The following is a 16,604-nucleotide window of genomic DNA, read 5'->3' as shown; positions in this document are numbered from 1 at the left end:
CTTGATCCGGGGGCCATGCGGTCATGGATGCCGGATCAAGTGCGGCATGACGAAAATTTGGAGATTGCCGAATGACCTACGAAACCCTCCTCGTCGAAACGCGCGGCGCCGTCACGCTGGTGACGCTCAACCGCCCGCAGGCGCTCAATGCGCTCAATTCCAAAGTGCTCGACGATCTGATCGCCGCCTTCGCTGCCTTCGAGGCCGATCCCGGCCAGCGCTGCGCCGTCCTCACCGGCTCGGGCGACAAGGCCTTTGCTGCGGGCGCCGACATCAAGGAAATGGCCGACAAGCCCGCCTCCGATTTCTACCTCGAAGATTTCTTCTCCAAATGGACGAGCGATTTCGTGAAGAAGGTCCGCAAGCCGTGGATCGCGGCGGTCAACGGCTTCGCATTGGGCGGCGGTTGTGAACTTGCCATGATGGCCGACTTCATCATCGCGTCGGACAAGGCGAAATTCGGCCAACCTGAAATCAAGCTCGGTGTCGCCCCGGGTATGGGCGGGTCGCAGCGGCTGACGCGCGCGATCGGCAAGGCGAAGGCGATGGAAATGTGCCTGACCGGCCGGATGATGGACGGTGCGGAAGCCGAACGCTCGGGCCTCGTCGCGCGCGTCGTCGCGCATGAAAGCCTGCTCGACGAAGCGCTCAAGACCGCGACCGCAATCGCCGCCATGCCGCCGATGGCCGCGATGGTGAACAAGGATATGGTCAACGCCGCGTTCGAAACCACGCTCGATCAGGGGCTGGTCTACGAACGCCGCCTGTTCCAGATCCTCGCCGCAACCGAGGATAAGGCCGAGGGCATGGCTGCCTTCATCGAGAAACGCGAGGGCGTGTGGAAGGGTCGATAAGCCCAGTCCCCCTCCCGCTTGCGGGAGGGGTTAGGGGAGGGCGTGTCGTCCTCACCCAATATCCATTATCGGGACAGGCCCTCCCCCGGCCCCTCCCGCAAGCGGGAGGGGAGAATATATGAAAATCGCATTCATCGGACTTGGCAATATGGGCGGCGGCATGGCCGCTAACCTCGCGAAGGCCGGGCACGAAGTCCGTGCTTTCGACCTTAGCGAAGACGCGCTCGCACGCGCGGTCGAGGCGGGCTGCGTCCGCGCTGCCTCAGCAGCCGAAGCCGTCACCGGCGCCGAAGCCGTGGTGACGATGCTCCCCGCGGGCAAGCATGTTGCGTCGGTCTATGAAGCCGATGTCTTCCCCAACGCCGCACCCGGCACCTTGCTCCTTGATTGCTCGACGATCGACGTCGCAACCGCGCGCTCGAATATCGAAGCCGCAACGGCGAAGGGCCTCGTTGCGGTTGATGCGCCGGTCTCGGGCGGTATCGCCGCCGCCAACGCGGGTACGCTGACCTTCATGGTCGGCGGCACCGACGAGGGTTTTGCGCGCGCCGAATCTATCCTTGCTAAAATGGGCAAGGCGGTGATCCATGCTGGCGACGCCGGTGCGGGGCAGGGCGCGAAGATCTGCAACAATATGCTGCTCGGCGCGTCGATGGTTGCGACGTGCGAAACGCTCGCGCTCGCGCAAAAGCTCGGGCTCGATCCGCAGAAATTCTTCGACATCGCCAGCGTGTCGTCGGGGCAGTGCTGGTCGTTGACCAGTTACGCACCGCTCCCCGGCGTCGGCCCGACCACGCCTGCCGACAATGATTATAAGGGCGGTTTCGCTGCGGCGCTGATGCTCAAGGATCTGCGCCTCGCGATGGAAGCCGCCGCGAGCGTCGACGCCGATGTCCCGATGGGGACGAAAGCGCGCGAACTCTACGAGGCGTTCGTCGAGGCGGACAAGGATGGCCGCGACTTTTCGGCGATCATCAAGGCGCTTCAGGGCTGACGAAGCCTATCATTCCGTTCGTGTCGAGCGAAGTCGAGACACCTCTCGGGGTAAAGCCGGGTCGAGGGGCATCTCGACTTCGCTCGATGCGAACGGGTTAAGAAGCGCTAGTAAAAATCCGCGGTCACACCGCCATCGCGTCGCGCGGTTCGGTGCAACTCGGTCGGCGTAGCCGTCCGTACTTCCAGTCGCCCGTCGATCCTCCGCACTTCGGCGGGTGACAGGATGCGGGCCCGCGCGACCCCGGCCGCCGTCGCTTGCGGCGCTGCCACTGGAGCGGCCACCGGCACACCGCCGGTGAGCAGGAGGACGGCGAAGAACGACATGCGCAACATGCTCTGCCGTAACGGCAGGTCTTGCCAGCACTTTAACCCTGAATCGCAAGTTTTCAGCCGGAACATCGACGGAGATGCGACAAAAATAAGGCCGCCTGCCCCGCGCTGGGACAGGCGGCCTCGCCTTTATCACTGTGAAGCGGGTCAGAAGCCGGTCTTGGCCTCGGCCTTTTCCTTGAGCAGCGGCGCGATCTCGAAGCCATGGCCTTCGAGCGCCGCGACGATCTTGTCGGTGCCTTCCAGCCCCGCCCAGAACATCGGGCCGCCGCGATACACCGGCCAGCCATAGCCATAGATCCACACGACATCGATGTCCGACGCGCGCTGCGCCTTGCCTTCGGACAGGATCAGCGCGCCTTCATTGACCATCGGATAGAGGGTGCGCTCGATGATTTCCTGATCGGTGATCTCGCGCTTTTCGACGCCGGACTTCTTGCGGAATTCCTCGATGATCTCGGTGACGCGGGCGCTTTCCGACGGGGTGCGCTTCTCGTCATAGTCATAGAAGCCCGCCTGCTTCTTCTGGCCCCATCGGCCCTCGGCGCACAGCGCGTCGCGGATGCTCTCGATCCGGTTGGGATCGCGGTGCCAGCCGATGTCGACCCCGGCGAGGTCGCTCATCTGGAACGGGCCCATCGGCATGCCGAATTCGACATGAACCTTGTCGACCTGCGCCGGCGTCGCGCCTTCCATCAGCAGGTTCATCGCCTCGAGCTGGCGGGGCTTCAGCATGCGGTTGCCGATAAAGCCGTCGCACACGCCCGCGACCACCGCGACCTTGCCGATCTTCTTGCCGATTGCCATCGCGGTTGCCAGCGCGTCGGGTGCGGTCTTTTCGCCGCGCACGACTTCGAGCAGCTTCATCACATTGGCGGGCGAGAAGAAATGCATCCCCAGCACGTCGCCAGGGCGACTCGTCGCGGTCGCGATTTCGTCGATATCCAGATAGCTGGTGTTCGACGCAAGGATCGCGCCGGGCTTGGCGATTGTGTCGAGCTTGCCGAAGATGTCCTTCTTGACGTCCATATTCTCATAGACGGCTTCGATGATCAGGTCGCAGTCGGCGAGCGCTTCGAGGCCGAGCGTCGGGGTAAGCAGGCCCATCATCTGGTCGACCTGTTCGGGCTTGTAACGGCCCTTGGCGGCCGACGCGTCGTAATTTTTGCGGATCACGCCGACGCCGCGGTCGAGCGCGTCCTGCGCCATCTCGACGATCGTGACCGGGATGCCCTTTTGCAGGAAGTTCATCGAAATCCCGCCGCCCATCGTCCCGGCGCCGATCACGCCGACCTTTTTGATGTCGCGCAGCTTGGTGTCCTTGGGCAGACCGTCAATCTTCGCCGCCTGGCGCTCGGCGAAGAAGATGTGACGCTGCGCGGCCGACTGGCTGCCGAACATCAGCTTCATAAACTGTTCGCGCTCGAACGCGAGACCCTCGTCGAAGGGCAGGCGCGTCGCGGCCTCGACGCAGGCAAGGTTGGCGTAAGGGGCTTCGAACCCGCGCCAGCGCTTGGCGTTCGCGGCCTTGAGCTGCTCGATCACCGCGACCTCGCCGAACACCGGGCGTGTGCGCGTCGGACGCGGGCCGTCGGCGATCTTGGCGCGCGCAAAAGCGATCGCATCGGCGGCAAGGCTGTCCTCGCCCGCGAGTTCGTCGACGAGGCCGAGTTCCTTGGCCTTCGCCGCGGGCAGCGGGTCGCCAGTCGAGGTCATCGTCGCGGCGGCTTCGACGCCAACGACGCGCGGCAGGCGCTGCGTGCCGCCCGCACCCGGAAGCAGGCCGAGCTTGACCTCTGGAACGCCGAGCTTTGCTGAGGGAACCGCAATGCGGTAATGGCAGACGAGTGCGGTTTCCAGACCGCCGCCGAGTGCGGTGCCGTGGATCGCGGCGACAACGGGCTTTGACGCCGCTTCGATGCTGTTGAGCACCGCGTTGAAATCGGGGCCGCGCGGCGGCTTGCCGAATTCGCTGATGTCGGCGCCCGCGATAAAGGTCGCCCCGGCGCAGCGCAGCACGATCGCCTTGACGCTGTCGTCGGACAGCGCGGCGGCGAAATGATCCTCCAGCCCCTGACGGACGTGCCAGCTCAGCGCATTGACCGGCGGGTTGTTGACGATGATGACGGCGACTTCGCCATCTTTCTCCATCGTGACGGAAATCGGGGTATCTTCGGACATGGGAAAGGCTCCTTGGTTCAATCGTCGATCGCGGCGTGGACAAGCGTCTTGACCTCGCGCCGCACGGGATAGGTGGATGAGGGCATCAACTGGGTCATGAAGACCATGCAAATTTGTTCGACCGGATCGACAAAGAAGCCGGTCGAGAACATGCCGCCCCAGTAAAAGTCGCCCGCCGAACCCGGAATGCCCGCGTCGGCGGGGTTGAGCGTGACCGCGAAGCCAAGGCCGAAACCGACCCCGGCATTTTCATCCTCGCTGAACACGCCGACGCTGTGCTTCGTGAGGTCGCCGCCGCCGACGAGATGGTTCGATGTCATCAGGTCGAGCGTTTTGCGGCTGATGATGCGAACCCCGTCAAGCTTTCCGCCGCCGAGCAGCATCAGGCAGAAACGGTGATAGTCGGAAAGGGTCGAGACGAGCCCGCCGCCGCCCGAATGAAAGCTGCGTTCCTTGGCCCAGCGGCTGCGGTCGCCGCCGTCGAACGGCTTCATCTTCTCGGCCGGGTGGAACATATAGCAGTCGGTCAGGCGATGCTGCTGGTCGGCGGGAACCTGAAACCCGGTGTCGATCATGCCCAACGGACCGAAGATGCGGTCCTGCAACACTTGCGCGAAGGGCTTGCCCTCGATTCGCTCGATCACCGCGCCGAGGACGTCGGTCGCCATCGAATAATTCCAGTGCGCGCCGGGATCGAACTGCAACGGAAGCTTGGCGAGCCCCGCGATGAAGCTGTCCATCGTATAATCAGCGTCGAAATCGTCGATCTTCGCCTTGCGATAGGCGGCGTCGACCGGGGTGCGCTCCTGAAAGCCATAGGTCAGCCCCGCCGTGTGGCGCAGCAAATCGACCATGCGGATCGGCTGCGTCGGCGGGCGGGTCAGGAAGGGCACATTGCCGCCGCCCGCGACAAAGACGCCGGTGTCCTTGAACTCGGGGCAAAATTTGGTGAGCGGATCGGACAGCGCGACCTTGCCTTCCTCGACCAGCATCATGAAGGCGACCGAGGTGATCGGCTTGGTCATGCTGGCGATGCGGAAGATCGCATCCTCTTTCAGTGCTTCGCCCGGCCGCGCGTCGCCGATGCACGACAGATGCGCGATCTCGCCGCGCCGCGACACCAACGTCGCCGCGTGCGGCAGGCGGCCGCTGTTCACATATTTGGCGGCGAGAAAGGCCGGGATGCGGTCGAGCCGCGCGGTGTCGAAACCATGTGCCATCTTAGTGCGACGTCTGGCCGAGCAGCTGACGCGTCACCGGATGCGAGCTGGTCAGCCCGCCGTCGACCGCAATCGCCTGTCCGTTGACATAGCTTGCCTGATCGCTGGCGAGGAACAGCGCGACATTGGCGAGCTCCTCGGGCTGCGCCGCGCGCTTCAGCGGGTTGAGCTGGCCCAGCTTGTGGGTGACCTCTTTCGCCTTGGCATAGTCGAAGGTCGGCTTGGTCATGCCGGTTTCGGTGAGGCCGGGGCAGATCGCGTTGACCCGCACGCCGCTGGAGGTCAGCTGCTGCGCGGCGGTCTTGGCGAGGTTGATGACCCCCGCCTTCGACGCCGAATAAGCCCCCGGACCCGCGCCCGAATTGAGCCCTGCGACGCTCGCGGTCAGCACGATCGCGCCGCCGCGGCCCTGATCGACCATCGCTTTGCCGGCATGTTTCACCATCAGCGCGGGTCCGATCAGATTGACGCGCAGCGTCTCGGCCCAGGCGACGGGATCGAAATCGAAAATCCCGCCCATGTCGCCGATGATCCCGGCGTTAGCGAAGGCGATATCGAGCCCGCCATAAGTGTCTTTCGCGGTGGCGACGAGCGAAGCCACATCGGCTTCGACCCCGGCGTCGATTTCCAGCGCGACCGCTTCGCCGCCCGCATCCTTCACCATTTGCGCCGTCTCATGCACCGCGGCGCTCTTGTCGCCGATGACGAGCTTCGCGCCCTCGGCGGCAAAGCGCAGCGCGCTCGCGCGACCGATACCACTGCCCGCGCCGGTGATGATCGCAATTTTGCCGTCCAACGCGCCCATCATGCACCTCCTGAAATCGTGGCACCGCCATCGCAAACGATGGTCTGGCCGGTGGTAAAAGCCCCCGCGCGGCTGGCGAGGAAGACCGCGGCGCCCGCAATCTCATGCGGTTCGCCGATGCGCTTCAACGTCGAAGCGGCGGTCGATCGTTTGAGATTCTCGGGATTTTCCCACAGGGCGCGCGCCATGTCGGTGCGGATCAGCCCCGGCGCAATGCAATTGACGCGCACCCCGCGCGGCCCGAATTCGACCGAGAAATTGCGCGCGACCTGCATGTCGGCGGCCTTGGAAATGCCATAGGCGCCGATGATCGGCGATCCCTTGAGGCCGCCGATCGAGCTGATAATGGTGATCGATCCTTCGCCGCGTTCGAGCATTTCGGGCGCGACCATCGTGATCAGCCAGTGGTTGGACAGGATATTATTGTCCATGATCTTGCGGAACTGATCGTCGCTGATCCCGAGGCCGGGGCCATAATAGGGGTTCGACGCCGCGTTGCAGACGAGCGTGGTGATTTTGCCGAACGCCGCGCGCGTCTCGTCCACCAGATTTTGCAGATCATCCTTCGATGAGATGTTCGCGGCGACTGCGATCGCGGTGCCGTCGCCATGCTTCGCGTTGATTTCGGCCGCGGTCGCGTCGCACGCATCCTGCTTGCGGCTCGAAATCACCACCTTCGCGCCCTGCTCGGCCATCGCCTCGGCGGTGGCCTTGCCAATGCCGCGCGACGATCCGGTGATCAGCGCGACATGGCCGCTCAGGTCGAACAGGCTCATGCGCCGGCCTTCTTCGCAAATTCCCAAGCCTTTTCGGCGAGCGGACGGACGCGTTCGGACATATCCTTGGCGTGCTGCGAAGAGGCGGTGCCTTCGATCACGCGTTTCTTGATGCCCTGGATGATCCCCGCGAGGCGGAAGAAATTATAGGCGAAATACCAGTTCATGTCGGGCACGCCGTCGCGGCCGGTGGCCTTGCAATAACGTTCGACCATTTCGTCGAGTTCGGGAATACCCAGCGCCGCGCGGTCGATATCCATAACCCCCGAGCGGCCACCATTTTCGGTGACCCACGCCATCGCGACATAGGTGAAATCGGCGAGCGGATCGCCCAGCGTCGACAATTCCCAGTCGAGCACCGCGAGGATTTCGGGGCGGCCCTTCGCGTAAATCATATTGTCGATGCGATAATCGCCGTGGACGACGCTGGTGCGCGTCTGTTCGGGCAGGGTCGCAGGCAGCCAGGCGATCAGCTGCTCCATCTCGTCCATCGTCTCGGTCTCGGACAGCCGGTACTGCTTGGTCCAGCGATCGACCTGACGGCCGAAATAATTGCCGGGTTTGCCATAGTCGGACAGGCCCGCCGCCTCGACATCGACATTGTGCAATGCCGCGAGCGTGTCGATCATCGCTTCATAGGTTGCACGGCGATTTTCGGGGGTCGATCCCGGCATCGCGCCGTCCCAGATGGTGTGGCCGTCGACCATCCCCATCACATAGAACCAGCTGCCGATGACACTCTCGTCGGTGCACAGGCCATATTGGCGCGCGACGGGGAAGCCCGCCTTATGCAGCCCCGCCTGCACCTTATATTCGCGGTCGACCGCATGCGCCGACGGAAGCAGCTGGCCATAGGGCTTGCGCCGCAGGACATAATTGCCCGACGGCGCGCTGATCTTGTATGTCGGGTTCGACTGGCCGCCGGCAAATTTGCTCTGGGTCAGCGGGCCTTCAAAGCCTTCGACATTGGCTTCCATCCATGCGGTGAGCTTGGCTTCGTCGAGGATATCGGCGCCCTCGGGCGCGACGGTGCCGCTAAAGGCTGCTTGTGCGTCTAAAGTCATTGATCGAATACGATCACCGAACGGGCGGCGTCGCCTTTCTTCATGCGGTCGAAACCCTGGTTGATCTGATCGAGCGGGATCGTCTCGGCGACGATCGAGTCGAGGTCGAGCAGCCCGCGCAGATAGAAATCGACGAGGCGCGGGATGTCCACCGGGAAACGGTTGCCGCCCATGATCGCGCCCTGCAATTTCTTGCCCGACAGCAGATCCATCGCGGACAGGCCGACCTTTTCGGACAGCGGCATCATGCCCAGGATCGTCGCGGTGCCGCCGCGGCGCAGCGAGGCAACCGCGAGGCTGGCCGAAGCCGGACGCCCGACGGCTTCGATCGCATGATCGACGCCGCCTTTGCTCAGCTCGAGGATCTGCTTTGCGGCATCGCCGTCCATCGCATCGACGACATCGGTCGCGCCCAGCTTCATCGCCAGCGCGCGCTTCTCGGGCATCGGGTCGGCGGCGATGATGCGCCCCGCACCGGCGATTTTCGCGGCGTTGATCGTCGCGAGACCCACGCCGCCGCAACCGACGACCGCGACGGTTTCGCCCGGCGTGACCTTGCACGCGTTGAAGATGGTGCCCGCACCCGTCGTCACCGCACAGCCAATCACCGCAGCGCGGTCGAGCGGCATTTCGGGGTCGATCGCGACGCACGCATGCTCGTGGATCAGCATCACCTCCGAAAAGGCGGACAGGTTCAGCATCTGGTTGATCGGCGATCCGTCGGGGCGCGTGATGCGCGGCGCCGATCCTGCGGGACGGCGCGTGTCGCCGCCCATGCACAGCGACATCCGGCCCGAAACGCAAAATTCGCAGTGGCCGCAAAACGCCGACAGGCAGGTGACGACCGCGTCGCCAACCTTGACCGTGCGCACTTCGCTGCCGACTGCCTCGACGATGCCCGCGGCTTCATGGCCGGGGATCGCGGGCAAGGGGTGCGGATAGGCGCCGTCGATGAAATGCAGGTCCGAATGGCACAGGCCGCAGGCGGCGGTGCGGATGCGCACCTCGTGCGGGCCGGGGTTGCCGACGACCACATCTTCGATCTGGAGCGGCTTGCCGGGTTCGATCAAAATGGCGGCTTTGGTCATTCAAATCTCCGTAACATCCCCCTCCCGCAAGCGGGAGGGGAGAAAGCTTAACGCGATACCCCGATGTCACCCGACGAAAAGCCGGGATCGGCGGCGGCCGAATGTTTGGCGAATTCGATGCGCGCAATCGCGCGTTCATGGACCTCGTCGGGACCGTCGGCGAGGCGCAGCGTGCGCTGGCCGGCGTACATTTTGGCGAGGCCGAAATCTTCGCTGACCCCGCCGCCGCCATGTGCCTGGATCGCATCGTCGATGATCTTCAGCGCCATGTTCGGCGCCTGCACCTTGATCATCGCGATCTCGGCGGCGGCCGCCTTGTTGCCGACCTTGTCCATCATGTCGGCGGCCTTGAGGCAGAGCAGGCGCGTCATTTCGATGTCGATGCGCGCGCGCGCGATACGATGTTCCCAGATGCTGTACTCGGACACCGCCTTGCCGAATGCGACGCGCGATTGCAGCCGCTTCGCCATGCGGGAGATCGCTTCCTCGGCGGTGCCGATCGTGCGCATGCAATGGTGGATACGGCCCGGCCCGAGGCGGCCCTGCGCGATCTCGAAGCCGCGGCCTTCACCGAGCAGCATCGCGTCCTCGGCGTTGACGCGGACGTCCTTCAGCTCGATTTCCATATGGCCGTGCGGGGCATCATCATAGCCGAAGACGGGCAGGTGGCGCAGGATGTTCACACCCGGTGCGTCGAGCGGCATCAGCACCATCGACTGCTGCGCGTGACGCTTCGCGGCGAAATCGGTTTTGCCCATGACGATCGCGACCTTGCAGCGCGGATCGCCCGCGCCCGACGACCACCATTTGGTGCCGTTGATCACATAGTCATCGCCGTCGCGCTCGATGCGCGTTTCAATGTTGGTCGCGTCGGATGAGGCGACCTTGGGCTCGGTCATCAGAAAGGCCGAGCGGATCTCGCCGTTCATCAGCGGGCCGAGATATTTTTCCTTCTGCGCGCGCGTCCCGTAACGGTGGAAGACTTCCATGTTTCCGGTGTCGGGCGCCGAGCAGTTGAAGACTTCGCTCGCAAAGCCGACGCGGCCCATTTCCTCGGCGCATAGCGCATATTCGAGGTTGGTGAGGCCGGGGCCTTCGAACTCGAACGTCTCGTCGACATGATGATGCGCGGCCGACTTGGGCGGCATGAACAGGTTCCAGATGCCTGCGGCCTTCGCCTCGGCCTTCAGGTCTTCGACGACCTGGATTACTTTCCAGCGGTCGCCGGTCGCATCCTGTTCCTTATAGGTCGCCACTGCGGGGCGCACTTTGCGCTCGATGAACTCGCGCACACGGCCCTGCCAGTGCTGCTGCCGTTCGGTAAGGTCGAAATCCATCCGCGCTTCCTTTCCCTTTACGTTCACGTAAACTCTTGGACCGATTCGGCGGCCTTGCCAAGTCCTGCGGTCCGAAAATTACCTCAATGGGTCATGCCGCGACATCGCCCGTCAAGGATGCGCTCCGCTCGCGTCGGGATCGACGCGCGCGGCATCGTCGAGCAGTGCCAGCCGCGCTTCATGGTCGGCGCGGGAGATCGGAAAGCGCCGCATGACGATCAGCCCCGCTATGCCGATCACCAGCACCGCGAACATATAGCCCAGCGCCAGATTGCCCAGCACCGCATCGCTGACCTCACCCGGTTTCGCGGCGGCTGGAAAGGCCGCGAAGGACAGGATCATCCCGGCGACGAAAATGCCAATGCCTGTCGCGCATTTCTGCATGAAGAAATATCCGGCAAAGAACAGCCCTTCGGACCGGCGCCCGGTCTCGCTTTGCGATGCTTCGACGACATCGGCCATCATCGACGACGACAGGATCATCAGGATGATCGAGAAGCTGTTGCCAAGGAAGACCAGCGCGAACATCCACGCGACGCTGGGCTTGCCCGGCAGGCCGGGGAAAAACCCTTGAATCCATGCGAAATAAATCCCGCTGTTAACCAGCAGCGAGATGGCTCCCGCGACAATCGCGCCATCACGCTTGCCGAATTTCGTCGACACGGGGCCGACCAATATGAAGGCGGCGATCATCGACGCAAAGAGCAGGAAGACATAGCCGACCATCTCGGCCTGCCCGAACTGCCAGAAAAAGCTCAGCAGATAATTGTTCATCGCAAAGGTGATGCCCTGATTCACAAAACCGAACAGCGCCGCGAACACCAGCCACAGAAAGGCGCGGTTGGACAGCGTGTCGCGCATGTCGCGCAGGATGTGCGACAGGTTTGCGGTCGGCTTTTTATCAGCGAGGTTCGACACCGCGATCCGCTTGTGCTGCCCCATTGCCGACAGGATCACCGCGCCGAGCATCACCAGCGCGCCGGTCAGCGCATAGGGGAAGTAACCCGCAGGGTCGACAAGCCCCAAGGGGCCGCCGAAAAACACGCCATAGGCAAGGACCAGGATGACCAACCCGCCGCCCCAGCCGAACAGGAAGCGATAGCGCATCACCGCGGTGCGCTCGTCATAATCGGCGGTGAGTTCGGGAACGATCGCGATCGAGGGGACTTCGCACATCGACACCAGCGAGCGGACGATGATCGCGAAGCCGATCAGCCAGGCGACCGTTGCGGCGTCGCTCATTTCGGGCGGGTTCCACAATAGCATCCACGCGATCGCGAGCGGCACCGGCGCGGCATAGAGCCAGGGCAGGCGGCGCCCCCAGCGGCTGCGTGTGCGGTCGGTCAGTTCGCCGATCACCGGATCGACAAAGGCGTCGAAAATCAGCGCCGCCATGATCGCGATGCCGACGATCCCGGCGTCGAGCCCGATCACCTGATTGTAGAACAGCAGCAGGAAGGTCGAAAAACCATTTTCCTTCACGCCATAGGCGATGCTGCCGAGGCCGTGCATCAGCTTCAGCCCGAGGGGCAGTTTTTCGGGGGCGGGAACCGCGACGGCGGCGCTGCTCACGCGGCGGCCTCAGCCTTGGCGGCCTCCTCCATCGCGGTTAGCGCGTCGAATATCCCCGGTGCTTCGGGGTCCCACGCGTGGCGCTGGCCGATCGTCAGCCCGCCATCGACCAGCATATGCGTGCCGGTCATGAACGAGCTCTCGTCGCTCGCCAGATAGGCGACGGCATTGGCGATATCGTCGGGCTGGCCGCCGCGCGCGACCGGCTGCGCGGCTTCGCTCATCCCGGCGATCATCGTCTTGGCCATATCCTTGCTCTCGTCGGGGACTTCGAGAAACGAGGTGAAGATATTGGTGTTGATGAAGCCGGGGCAAATCGCGTTGACCCGAATGCCATATCGCGCGAGGTCGGTCGCCGCGACCTTGGTCAGGTGCAATACGCCGGCTTTCGCAACGGCATAGGCGGTCGGCGAATAGCCCGCGCCCAGCGCCGCGACGCTTGCGGTGTTGACGATCGCGGCGCCCTTCCGGCCTTTCATGTGCGGGCTGGCATAACGGATACCCATCGCAACCGATCGCAGCAGCAGGTCCATCGTGCGGTCCCAGCCTTCGGGGCTGATCTCGTCGATCGGCGCGCGTTCGCCGGGCGCGCCGGCGTTGTTGAAGACGATGTCGATCCCGCCGCCGCGCGCTGCGGCTTCGTTCATCAGCGCCTCAATCTCTGCGGGTTTGCAGACATCGCAGCGGATGAAATCGATCTTGCCGTTGGAGGCGGCGGCGAGCGCCTGCCCGCCGGCTTCGTCGACGTCGCTGGCGAACACATGCGCGCCTTCGCTCGCGAGTTTCAGCACCGTGGCTTTGCCGATGCCTGACGCTGCACCGGTGACGACGGCAATCTTGTTCGCGAATCGCATACCCATTCTCCCGTTTTCTTTTGCCACCTAACTTAAGCGCGCGGCAGGGCGCGTCAACGCTGGTCGATCCGACGCTACGGCGCCGTAACGGCAGGTCCGACCGCTCAAGTTGACGCTTGCGTAAAGCAGCCGACTCCCCCTAGATTTGCAGACAGAAGAGGAACCTGAAATGAGCGAACTCGACGCTTTCCGTACCGAAGTGCGCGACTGGCTGGAGGCGAATTGCCCCGCTGAAATGCGCGAACCTGTCCGCGATGAAAATGATATTTGCTGGGGCGGTCGCAAATGGGTTTTCAAAAATGAGGCCCAGAAAACATGGCTCGAGCGATGCGCCGCCAAGGGTTATACTGTCCCCGACTGGCCCAAAGCCTATGGCGGCGCCGGGCTGACGCCTGAGCAGACCAAGATCTTCAAACAGGAAATGAAGCGCATCCACGCGCGTTCCCCGCTCGACAGCTTCGGCATCTGGATGCTCGGCCCCGCGCTGCTGCAATTCGGCACCGAAGAGCAGAAGGTCGAATATCTCAACCCGATCGCGCGCGGCGAAATCCGCTGGTGCCAGGGTTATAGCGAACCGGGCTCGGGAAGCGATCTCGTCAGCTTGCAGACTTTCGGCGAAGACAAGGGCGATCATTGGGTCGTCAACGGATCGAAGATCTGGACGAGCTATGCCGACAAGGCCGACTGGATTTTCTGCCTCGTCCGCACCGACAAGGCGAATAAATATCAGGGCATCACCTTCATGCTCTTCGACATGGAGAGCAAGGGCGTCACGACCAAGCCGATCCTGCTGATCAGCGGCAACTCGCCCTTCTGCGAAACCTTCTTCGACGACGTCGAAGTGCCCAAGACGCAGTTCATCGGCGAAGTGAATCGCGGCTGGGATGTCGCCAAATATCTGCTCGGCCACGAACGCGAGATGATCTCGGGCGGCGGCGCGGGCGGCGACATGGTCAGCATCGGCGGCGCTTTTGCCAAGGCGATCGGCAAGAATGAAGCGGGCGAACTCGACGACCCGATCCTGCGCGCCGAAATGGCGGCGTTCGACGTCGATGTCTTTGCCTATCGCGCGATGGGCGAGCGGTTCATGGACATGTGGAAGACCGGCCGCGCCCATCCGGCCTCGTCGAACATGATGAAATATGTCGGGACCGAACTCAACAAGCGGCGCCACGAACTGGTCATGTCGGGCGGCGGCAGTGAAGCGCTCGAATGGGACAGCGAAGAGACCAAGGGCGGCGCCCGCCCGCGCGGCTGGCTGCGCACCAAGGCCAATTCGATCGAAGGCGGGACGAGCGAAGTCATGCTCAACGTCATCGCCAAGCGTATCCTCGACCTGCCCGGAGCCTGACCCATGCCTTTGTACCACAATGACGACCAGGCGATGCTCAAGGACAGCGTCGCCCCCTTCGTGGCCGAACAGGCCCCCGTGTCGCACCTGCGCCAGCTGCGCGACAGCGCCGACGCCACCGGCTTCTCGCGCGATCTTTGGGCGCAGTTCACCGAAATGGGTCTGCCCGGCATGCTCGTTCCCGAGGCGCATGGCGGGCTTGGCATGGGGCATATGGAAGCGGGCATCGTGCTCGAGGAAATCGGCCGCAACCTGACCCCGTCGCCCTTCCTCGCGACCAGCGTCGGCGCGGTCGCCGCGCTGGCGAAGGCTGGCGGGACGCAAGCCGACCGCTGGCTCCCTGTAATCGCGAGCGGTGAGGCGATCATCGCGCTCGCGATCGACGAGGGCGCGAAGCACCGCCCCGAGCGCATCGCGACCACCGCAACCCGCGCCGGCAATGGCTTCCGCCTCGACGGTAAGAAAAGCTTCGTTCTCCACGGCCATGTCGCCGACATGAGCATCGTCGCGGCAAAAACCGACGGCGGCATCACTTTGTTCGCGGTGCCGAAGGACGCGAAAGGCCTCACCGCCGACCCGCGCCGCCTCGTGGACAGCAGCTTGGCGAGCCACGTCACCCTCGACGGCGTCGAAGTCGACGCCGATGCGGTGATCGGCGAAGTCGATGCGGGGCAGGGCATCCTCGATGCGCTGCTCGCCGCGACGCGCACCGGTGCCGCGGCCGAGCTCGTCGGGGTTGGTCAGGGCGCGATGGACATGACGGTCAATTACCTCAAGGAACGTAAACAGTTCGGCAAGCTGATCGGCGAGTTCCAAGGGCTCCAGCATCGTGCTGCGCATCTCTATGGCGAGATGGAAGTCGCCCGCGCCACCGTGATGAAGGCGCAGCAATTGCTCGACGAGGGCAATGCGGGCGCGAAGCTGATGGTCTCGGTCGCGAAGGCGAAGGCCGGGCGCGCCGCCAATCTCGCGGTGCGCGAGGGCGTCCAGATGCACGGCGGCATCGGCATGACCGACGAATATGACATCGGCCTCTACATGAAACGCGACCGCGCGCTCGCCGAGTTCATGGGCGACGTCCATTATCATATCGACCAGGTCGCCCGGATGAACGGCTACTAACCCACTTGACCCCTCCCGCAAGCGGGAGGGGCAGCGAGACTTGCGAACTTGTTCGCTAGTCGCAGCGGGGAGGGCATCGCGGCCTCGCGCAGCCCAGACAGGCCCCACCCCAACCCTCCCCTGAAGGGGAGGGAGCAAAAGGATAATTTTATGAACCTCCAGAACATGTTCGGCCTCGACGGCCGCATCGCCCTCGTCACCGGCGGCTCGCGCGGCATCGGCAAGATGATCGTCGAGGGCTATCTCGCTGCGGGCTGTGCACGCGTCTACATCTCGGCGCGCAAGACCGCGCAGATAGAAGAAGCCATCGCCGATTTCGAAACCCGCTATCCGGGCAAGGTCATCGGACTCCCCGTGGACCTCGCGACCGTCGAGGGCTGCCGCGCGCTCGCGAAGGAACTCGAAGCGCGCGAAGAACGCCTCGACATCCTCGTCAACAATGCCGGCGCCGCATGGGGCGAACCGTTCGAGGGCTTCCCCGAGGCGGGCTGGGACAAGGTGATGGACATCAACGTCAAATCGCCCTTCTTCCTCACCCAGTCGCTCCACGGCCTGCTCAAGGCCGGCGGCACCCCCGACCGCCCGTCGAAGGTCATCAACATCGGTTCGATCGACGGCATGCGGCTCAACCCTTGGGAAACCTACAGCTATCACGCATCGAAAGCCGCGATCCTCTACCTCACCAAGCGCATGGCGGCGCGGCTGGTGCAGGACAATATCCTCGTCACCGCCATCGCGCCGGGGGCCTTCCAGTCGGACATGAACAAGGCCGCGCGCGATCATGGCGATGCCGTTGCGCAGAGCATTCCGGTCAAGCGGATCGGTGTGCCAGAGGATATGGCGGGTGCCGCGATCTTCCTCGCGTCAAAGGCGGGCGACTATGTCGTCGGCGACACGATCACCGTCGACGGCGGGCTCGTCCACGGCAATGTCAGCGCCAGCATCGACGCTTAGCGCCGCTCTCTCTTCCATCGTCACCCCGGACTTGATCCGGGGCCCATGACTGCACTCGTTGCCGTGGGTGCCGGATCAAATCCGGCATGACGAAGGCGGA

Annotated in this window: 15 protein-coding genes; 5 read left to right on the top strand and 10 right to left on the bottom strand. The window is 63.9% G+C overall.

Annotated features, from left to right (window positions below; translation table 11 throughout):
- The first annotated feature begins 71 nt into the window (after positions 1-71).
- On the top strand, positions 72-854 hold the full coding sequence (locus CDQ91_RS05865) for an enoyl-CoA hydratase-related protein (RefSeq protein ID WP_088471769.1): 783 nt from the start codon (positions 72-74) through the stop codon (positions 852-854).
- A gap of 118 nt (positions 855-972) precedes the next feature.
- On the top strand, positions 973-1,848 hold the full coding sequence (gene mmsB, locus CDQ91_RS05860) for a 3-hydroxyisobutyrate dehydrogenase (protein WP_088471768.1): 876 nt from the start codon (positions 973-975) through the stop codon (positions 1,846-1,848).
- A gap of 107 nt (positions 1,849-1,955) precedes the next feature.
- Here mmsB and CDQ91_RS05855 read toward each other — a convergent pair whose 3' ends face one another.
- The 10 genes from CDQ91_RS05855 to CDQ91_RS05810 all read right to left on the bottom strand — a co-directional run bounded on the left by CDQ91_RS05855 (position 1,956) and on the right by CDQ91_RS05810 (position 13,077).
- Entirely contained in the window at positions 1,956-2,174 is a 219-nt protein-coding gene (locus CDQ91_RS05855) for a hypothetical protein (protein ID WP_237245835.1), read from the bottom strand.
- 153 nt (positions 2,175-2,327) lie between these two features.
- A complete protein-coding gene (locus tag CDQ91_RS05850; RefSeq protein ID WP_088471766.1) occupies positions 2,328-4,361 on the bottom strand; it encodes a 3-hydroxyacyl-CoA dehydrogenase NAD-binding domain-containing protein in 2,034 nt (677 codons plus the stop codon).
- 17 nt (positions 4,362-4,378) lie between these two features.
- The gene (locus CDQ91_RS05845) at positions 4,379-5,581 is read right to left on the bottom strand and encodes a serine hydrolase domain-containing protein (protein ID WP_088471765.1); all 1,203 of its coding nucleotides are present in this window, start codon (positions 5,579-5,581) and stop codon (positions 4,379-4,381) included.
- Between the two features lies 1 nt (position 5,582).
- Positions 5,583-6,386, bottom strand: a complete 804-nt coding sequence (locus tag CDQ91_RS05840; RefSeq protein ID WP_088471764.1) for an SDR family NAD(P)-dependent oxidoreductase — start codon at positions 6,384-6,386, stop codon at positions 5,583-5,585.
- On the bottom strand, positions 6,386-7,162 hold the full coding sequence (locus CDQ91_RS05835) for an SDR family NAD(P)-dependent oxidoreductase (protein WP_088471763.1): 777 nt from the start codon (positions 7,160-7,162) through the stop codon (positions 6,386-6,388). Before CDQ91_RS05835 ends, CDQ91_RS05840 begins: the two co-directional genes overlap by 1 nt.
- A complete protein-coding gene (locus CDQ91_RS05830) occupies positions 7,159-8,226 on the bottom strand; it encodes a phosphotransferase family protein (protein WP_088471762.1) in 1,068 nt (355 codons plus the stop codon). Before CDQ91_RS05830 ends, CDQ91_RS05835 begins: the two co-directional genes overlap by 4 nt.
- Positions 8,223-9,314 carry a Zn-dependent alcohol dehydrogenase gene (locus CDQ91_RS05825; protein ID WP_088471761.1) on the bottom strand — a complete coding sequence of 364 codons (1,092 nt, stop codon included), beginning with the start codon at positions 9,312-9,314 and terminating at the stop codon, positions 8,223-8,225. The genes CDQ91_RS05830 and CDQ91_RS05825 overlap by 4 nt, the downstream gene beginning before the upstream one ends.
- A gap of 47 nt (positions 9,315-9,361) precedes the next feature.
- Positions 9,362-10,651: an acyl-CoA dehydrogenase family protein gene (locus CDQ91_RS05820; RefSeq protein ID WP_088471760.1), complete on the bottom strand. Its 1,290-nt coding sequence runs from the start codon at positions 10,649-10,651 to the stop codon at positions 9,362-9,364.
- Between the two features lie 111 nt (positions 10,652-10,762).
- Entirely contained in the window at positions 10,763-12,223 is a 1,461-nt protein-coding gene (locus CDQ91_RS05815; RefSeq protein ID WP_088471759.1) for an MFS transporter, read from the bottom strand.
- Positions 12,220-13,077, bottom strand: coding sequence for an SDR family NAD(P)-dependent oxidoreductase (locus CDQ91_RS05810; RefSeq protein WP_088471758.1), 858 nt, complete (start codon positions 13,075-13,077; stop codon positions 12,220-12,222). The genes CDQ91_RS05815 and CDQ91_RS05810 overlap by 4 nt, the downstream gene beginning before the upstream one ends.
- Before the next feature lie 169 nt (positions 13,078-13,246).
- Between CDQ91_RS05810 and CDQ91_RS05805 the strand changes: the two genes are divergently transcribed.
- The 3 genes from CDQ91_RS05805 to CDQ91_RS05795 all read left to right on the top strand — a co-directional run bounded on the left by CDQ91_RS05805 (position 13,247) and on the right by CDQ91_RS05795 (position 16,504).
- A complete protein-coding gene (locus CDQ91_RS05805; RefSeq protein WP_088471757.1) occupies positions 13,247-14,428 on the top strand; it encodes an acyl-CoA dehydrogenase family protein in 1,182 nt (393 codons plus the stop codon).
- Positions 14,429-14,431: 3 nt separating this feature from the next.
- On the top strand, positions 14,432-15,550 hold the full coding sequence (locus tag CDQ91_RS05800; RefSeq protein WP_088471756.1) for an acyl-CoA dehydrogenase family protein: 1,119 nt from the start codon (positions 14,432-14,434) through the stop codon (positions 15,548-15,550).
- Positions 15,551-15,700: 150 nt separating this feature from the next.
- The gene (locus CDQ91_RS05795) at positions 15,701-16,504 is read left to right on the top strand and encodes an SDR family oxidoreductase (RefSeq protein WP_088471755.1); all 804 of its coding nucleotides are present in this window, start codon (positions 15,701-15,703) and stop codon (positions 16,502-16,504) included.
- The last annotated feature ends 100 nt before the right edge of the window (positions 16,505-16,604 follow it).

The organism is Sphingopyxis witflariensis (genome assembly GCF_002205635.1).
Lineage (GTDB): Bacteria > Pseudomonadota > Alphaproteobacteria > Sphingomonadales > Sphingomonadaceae > Sphingopyxis > Sphingopyxis witflariensis.
Note: the sequence above shows the minus strand (reverse complement) of the source record. Positions and strands in the feature narration are given on the sequence as shown.

What these genes read in the sequence shown, in the direction of transcription:
- CDQ91_RS05820 (WP_088471760.1), bottom strand. Translation starts at nt 10,651, where the DNA reads ATGGATTTCGACCTTACCGAACGGCAGCAGCACTGGCAGGGCCGTGTG.
- mmsB (WP_088471768.1), top strand. Translation starts at nt 973, where the DNA reads ATGAAAATCGCATTCATCGGACTTGGCAATATGGGCGGCGGCATGGCC.
- CDQ91_RS05865 (WP_088471769.1), top strand. Translation starts at nt 72, where the DNA reads ATGACCTACGAAACCCTCCTCGTCGAAACGCGCGGCGCCGTCACGCTG.
- CDQ91_RS05830 (WP_088471762.1), bottom strand. Translation starts at nt 8,226, where the DNA reads ATGACTTTAGACGCACAAGCAGCCTTTAGCGGCACCGTCGCGCCCGAG.
- CDQ91_RS05835 (WP_088471763.1), bottom strand. Translation starts at nt 7,162, where the DNA reads ATGAGCCTGTTCGACCTGAGCGGCCATGTCGCGCTGATCACCGGATCG.
- CDQ91_RS05850 (WP_088471766.1), bottom strand. Translation starts at nt 4,361, where the DNA reads ATGTCCGAAGATACCCCGATTTCCGTCACGATGGAGAAAGATGGCGAA.
- CDQ91_RS05840 (WP_088471764.1), bottom strand. Translation starts at nt 6,386, where the DNA reads ATGGGCGCGTTGGACGGCAAAATTGCGATCATCACCGGCGCGGGCAGT.
- CDQ91_RS05855 (WP_237245835.1), bottom strand. Translation starts at nt 2,174, where the DNA reads ATGTCGTTCTTCGCCGTCCTCCTGCTCACCGGCGGTGTGCCGGTGGCC.
- CDQ91_RS05795 (WP_088471755.1), top strand. Translation starts at nt 15,701, where the DNA reads ATGAACCTCCAGAACATGTTCGGCCTCGACGGCCGCATCGCCCTCGTC.
- CDQ91_RS05810 (WP_088471758.1), bottom strand. Translation starts at nt 13,077, where the DNA reads ATGCGATTCGCGAACAAGATTGCCGTCGTCACCGGTGCAGCGTCAGGC.
- CDQ91_RS05825 (WP_088471761.1), bottom strand. Translation starts at nt 9,314, where the DNA reads ATGACCAAAGCCGCCATTTTGATCGAACCCGGCAAGCCGCTCCAGATC.
- CDQ91_RS05800 (WP_088471756.1), top strand. Translation starts at nt 14,432, where the DNA reads ATGCCTTTGTACCACAATGACGACCAGGCGATGCTCAAGGACAGCGTC.
- CDQ91_RS05805 (WP_088471757.1), top strand. Translation starts at nt 13,247, where the DNA reads ATGAGCGAACTCGACGCTTTCCGTACCGAAGTGCGCGACTGGCTGGAG.
- CDQ91_RS05845 (WP_088471765.1), bottom strand. Translation starts at nt 5,581, where the DNA reads ATGGCACATGGTTTCGACACCGCGCGGCTCGACCGCATCCCGGCCTTT.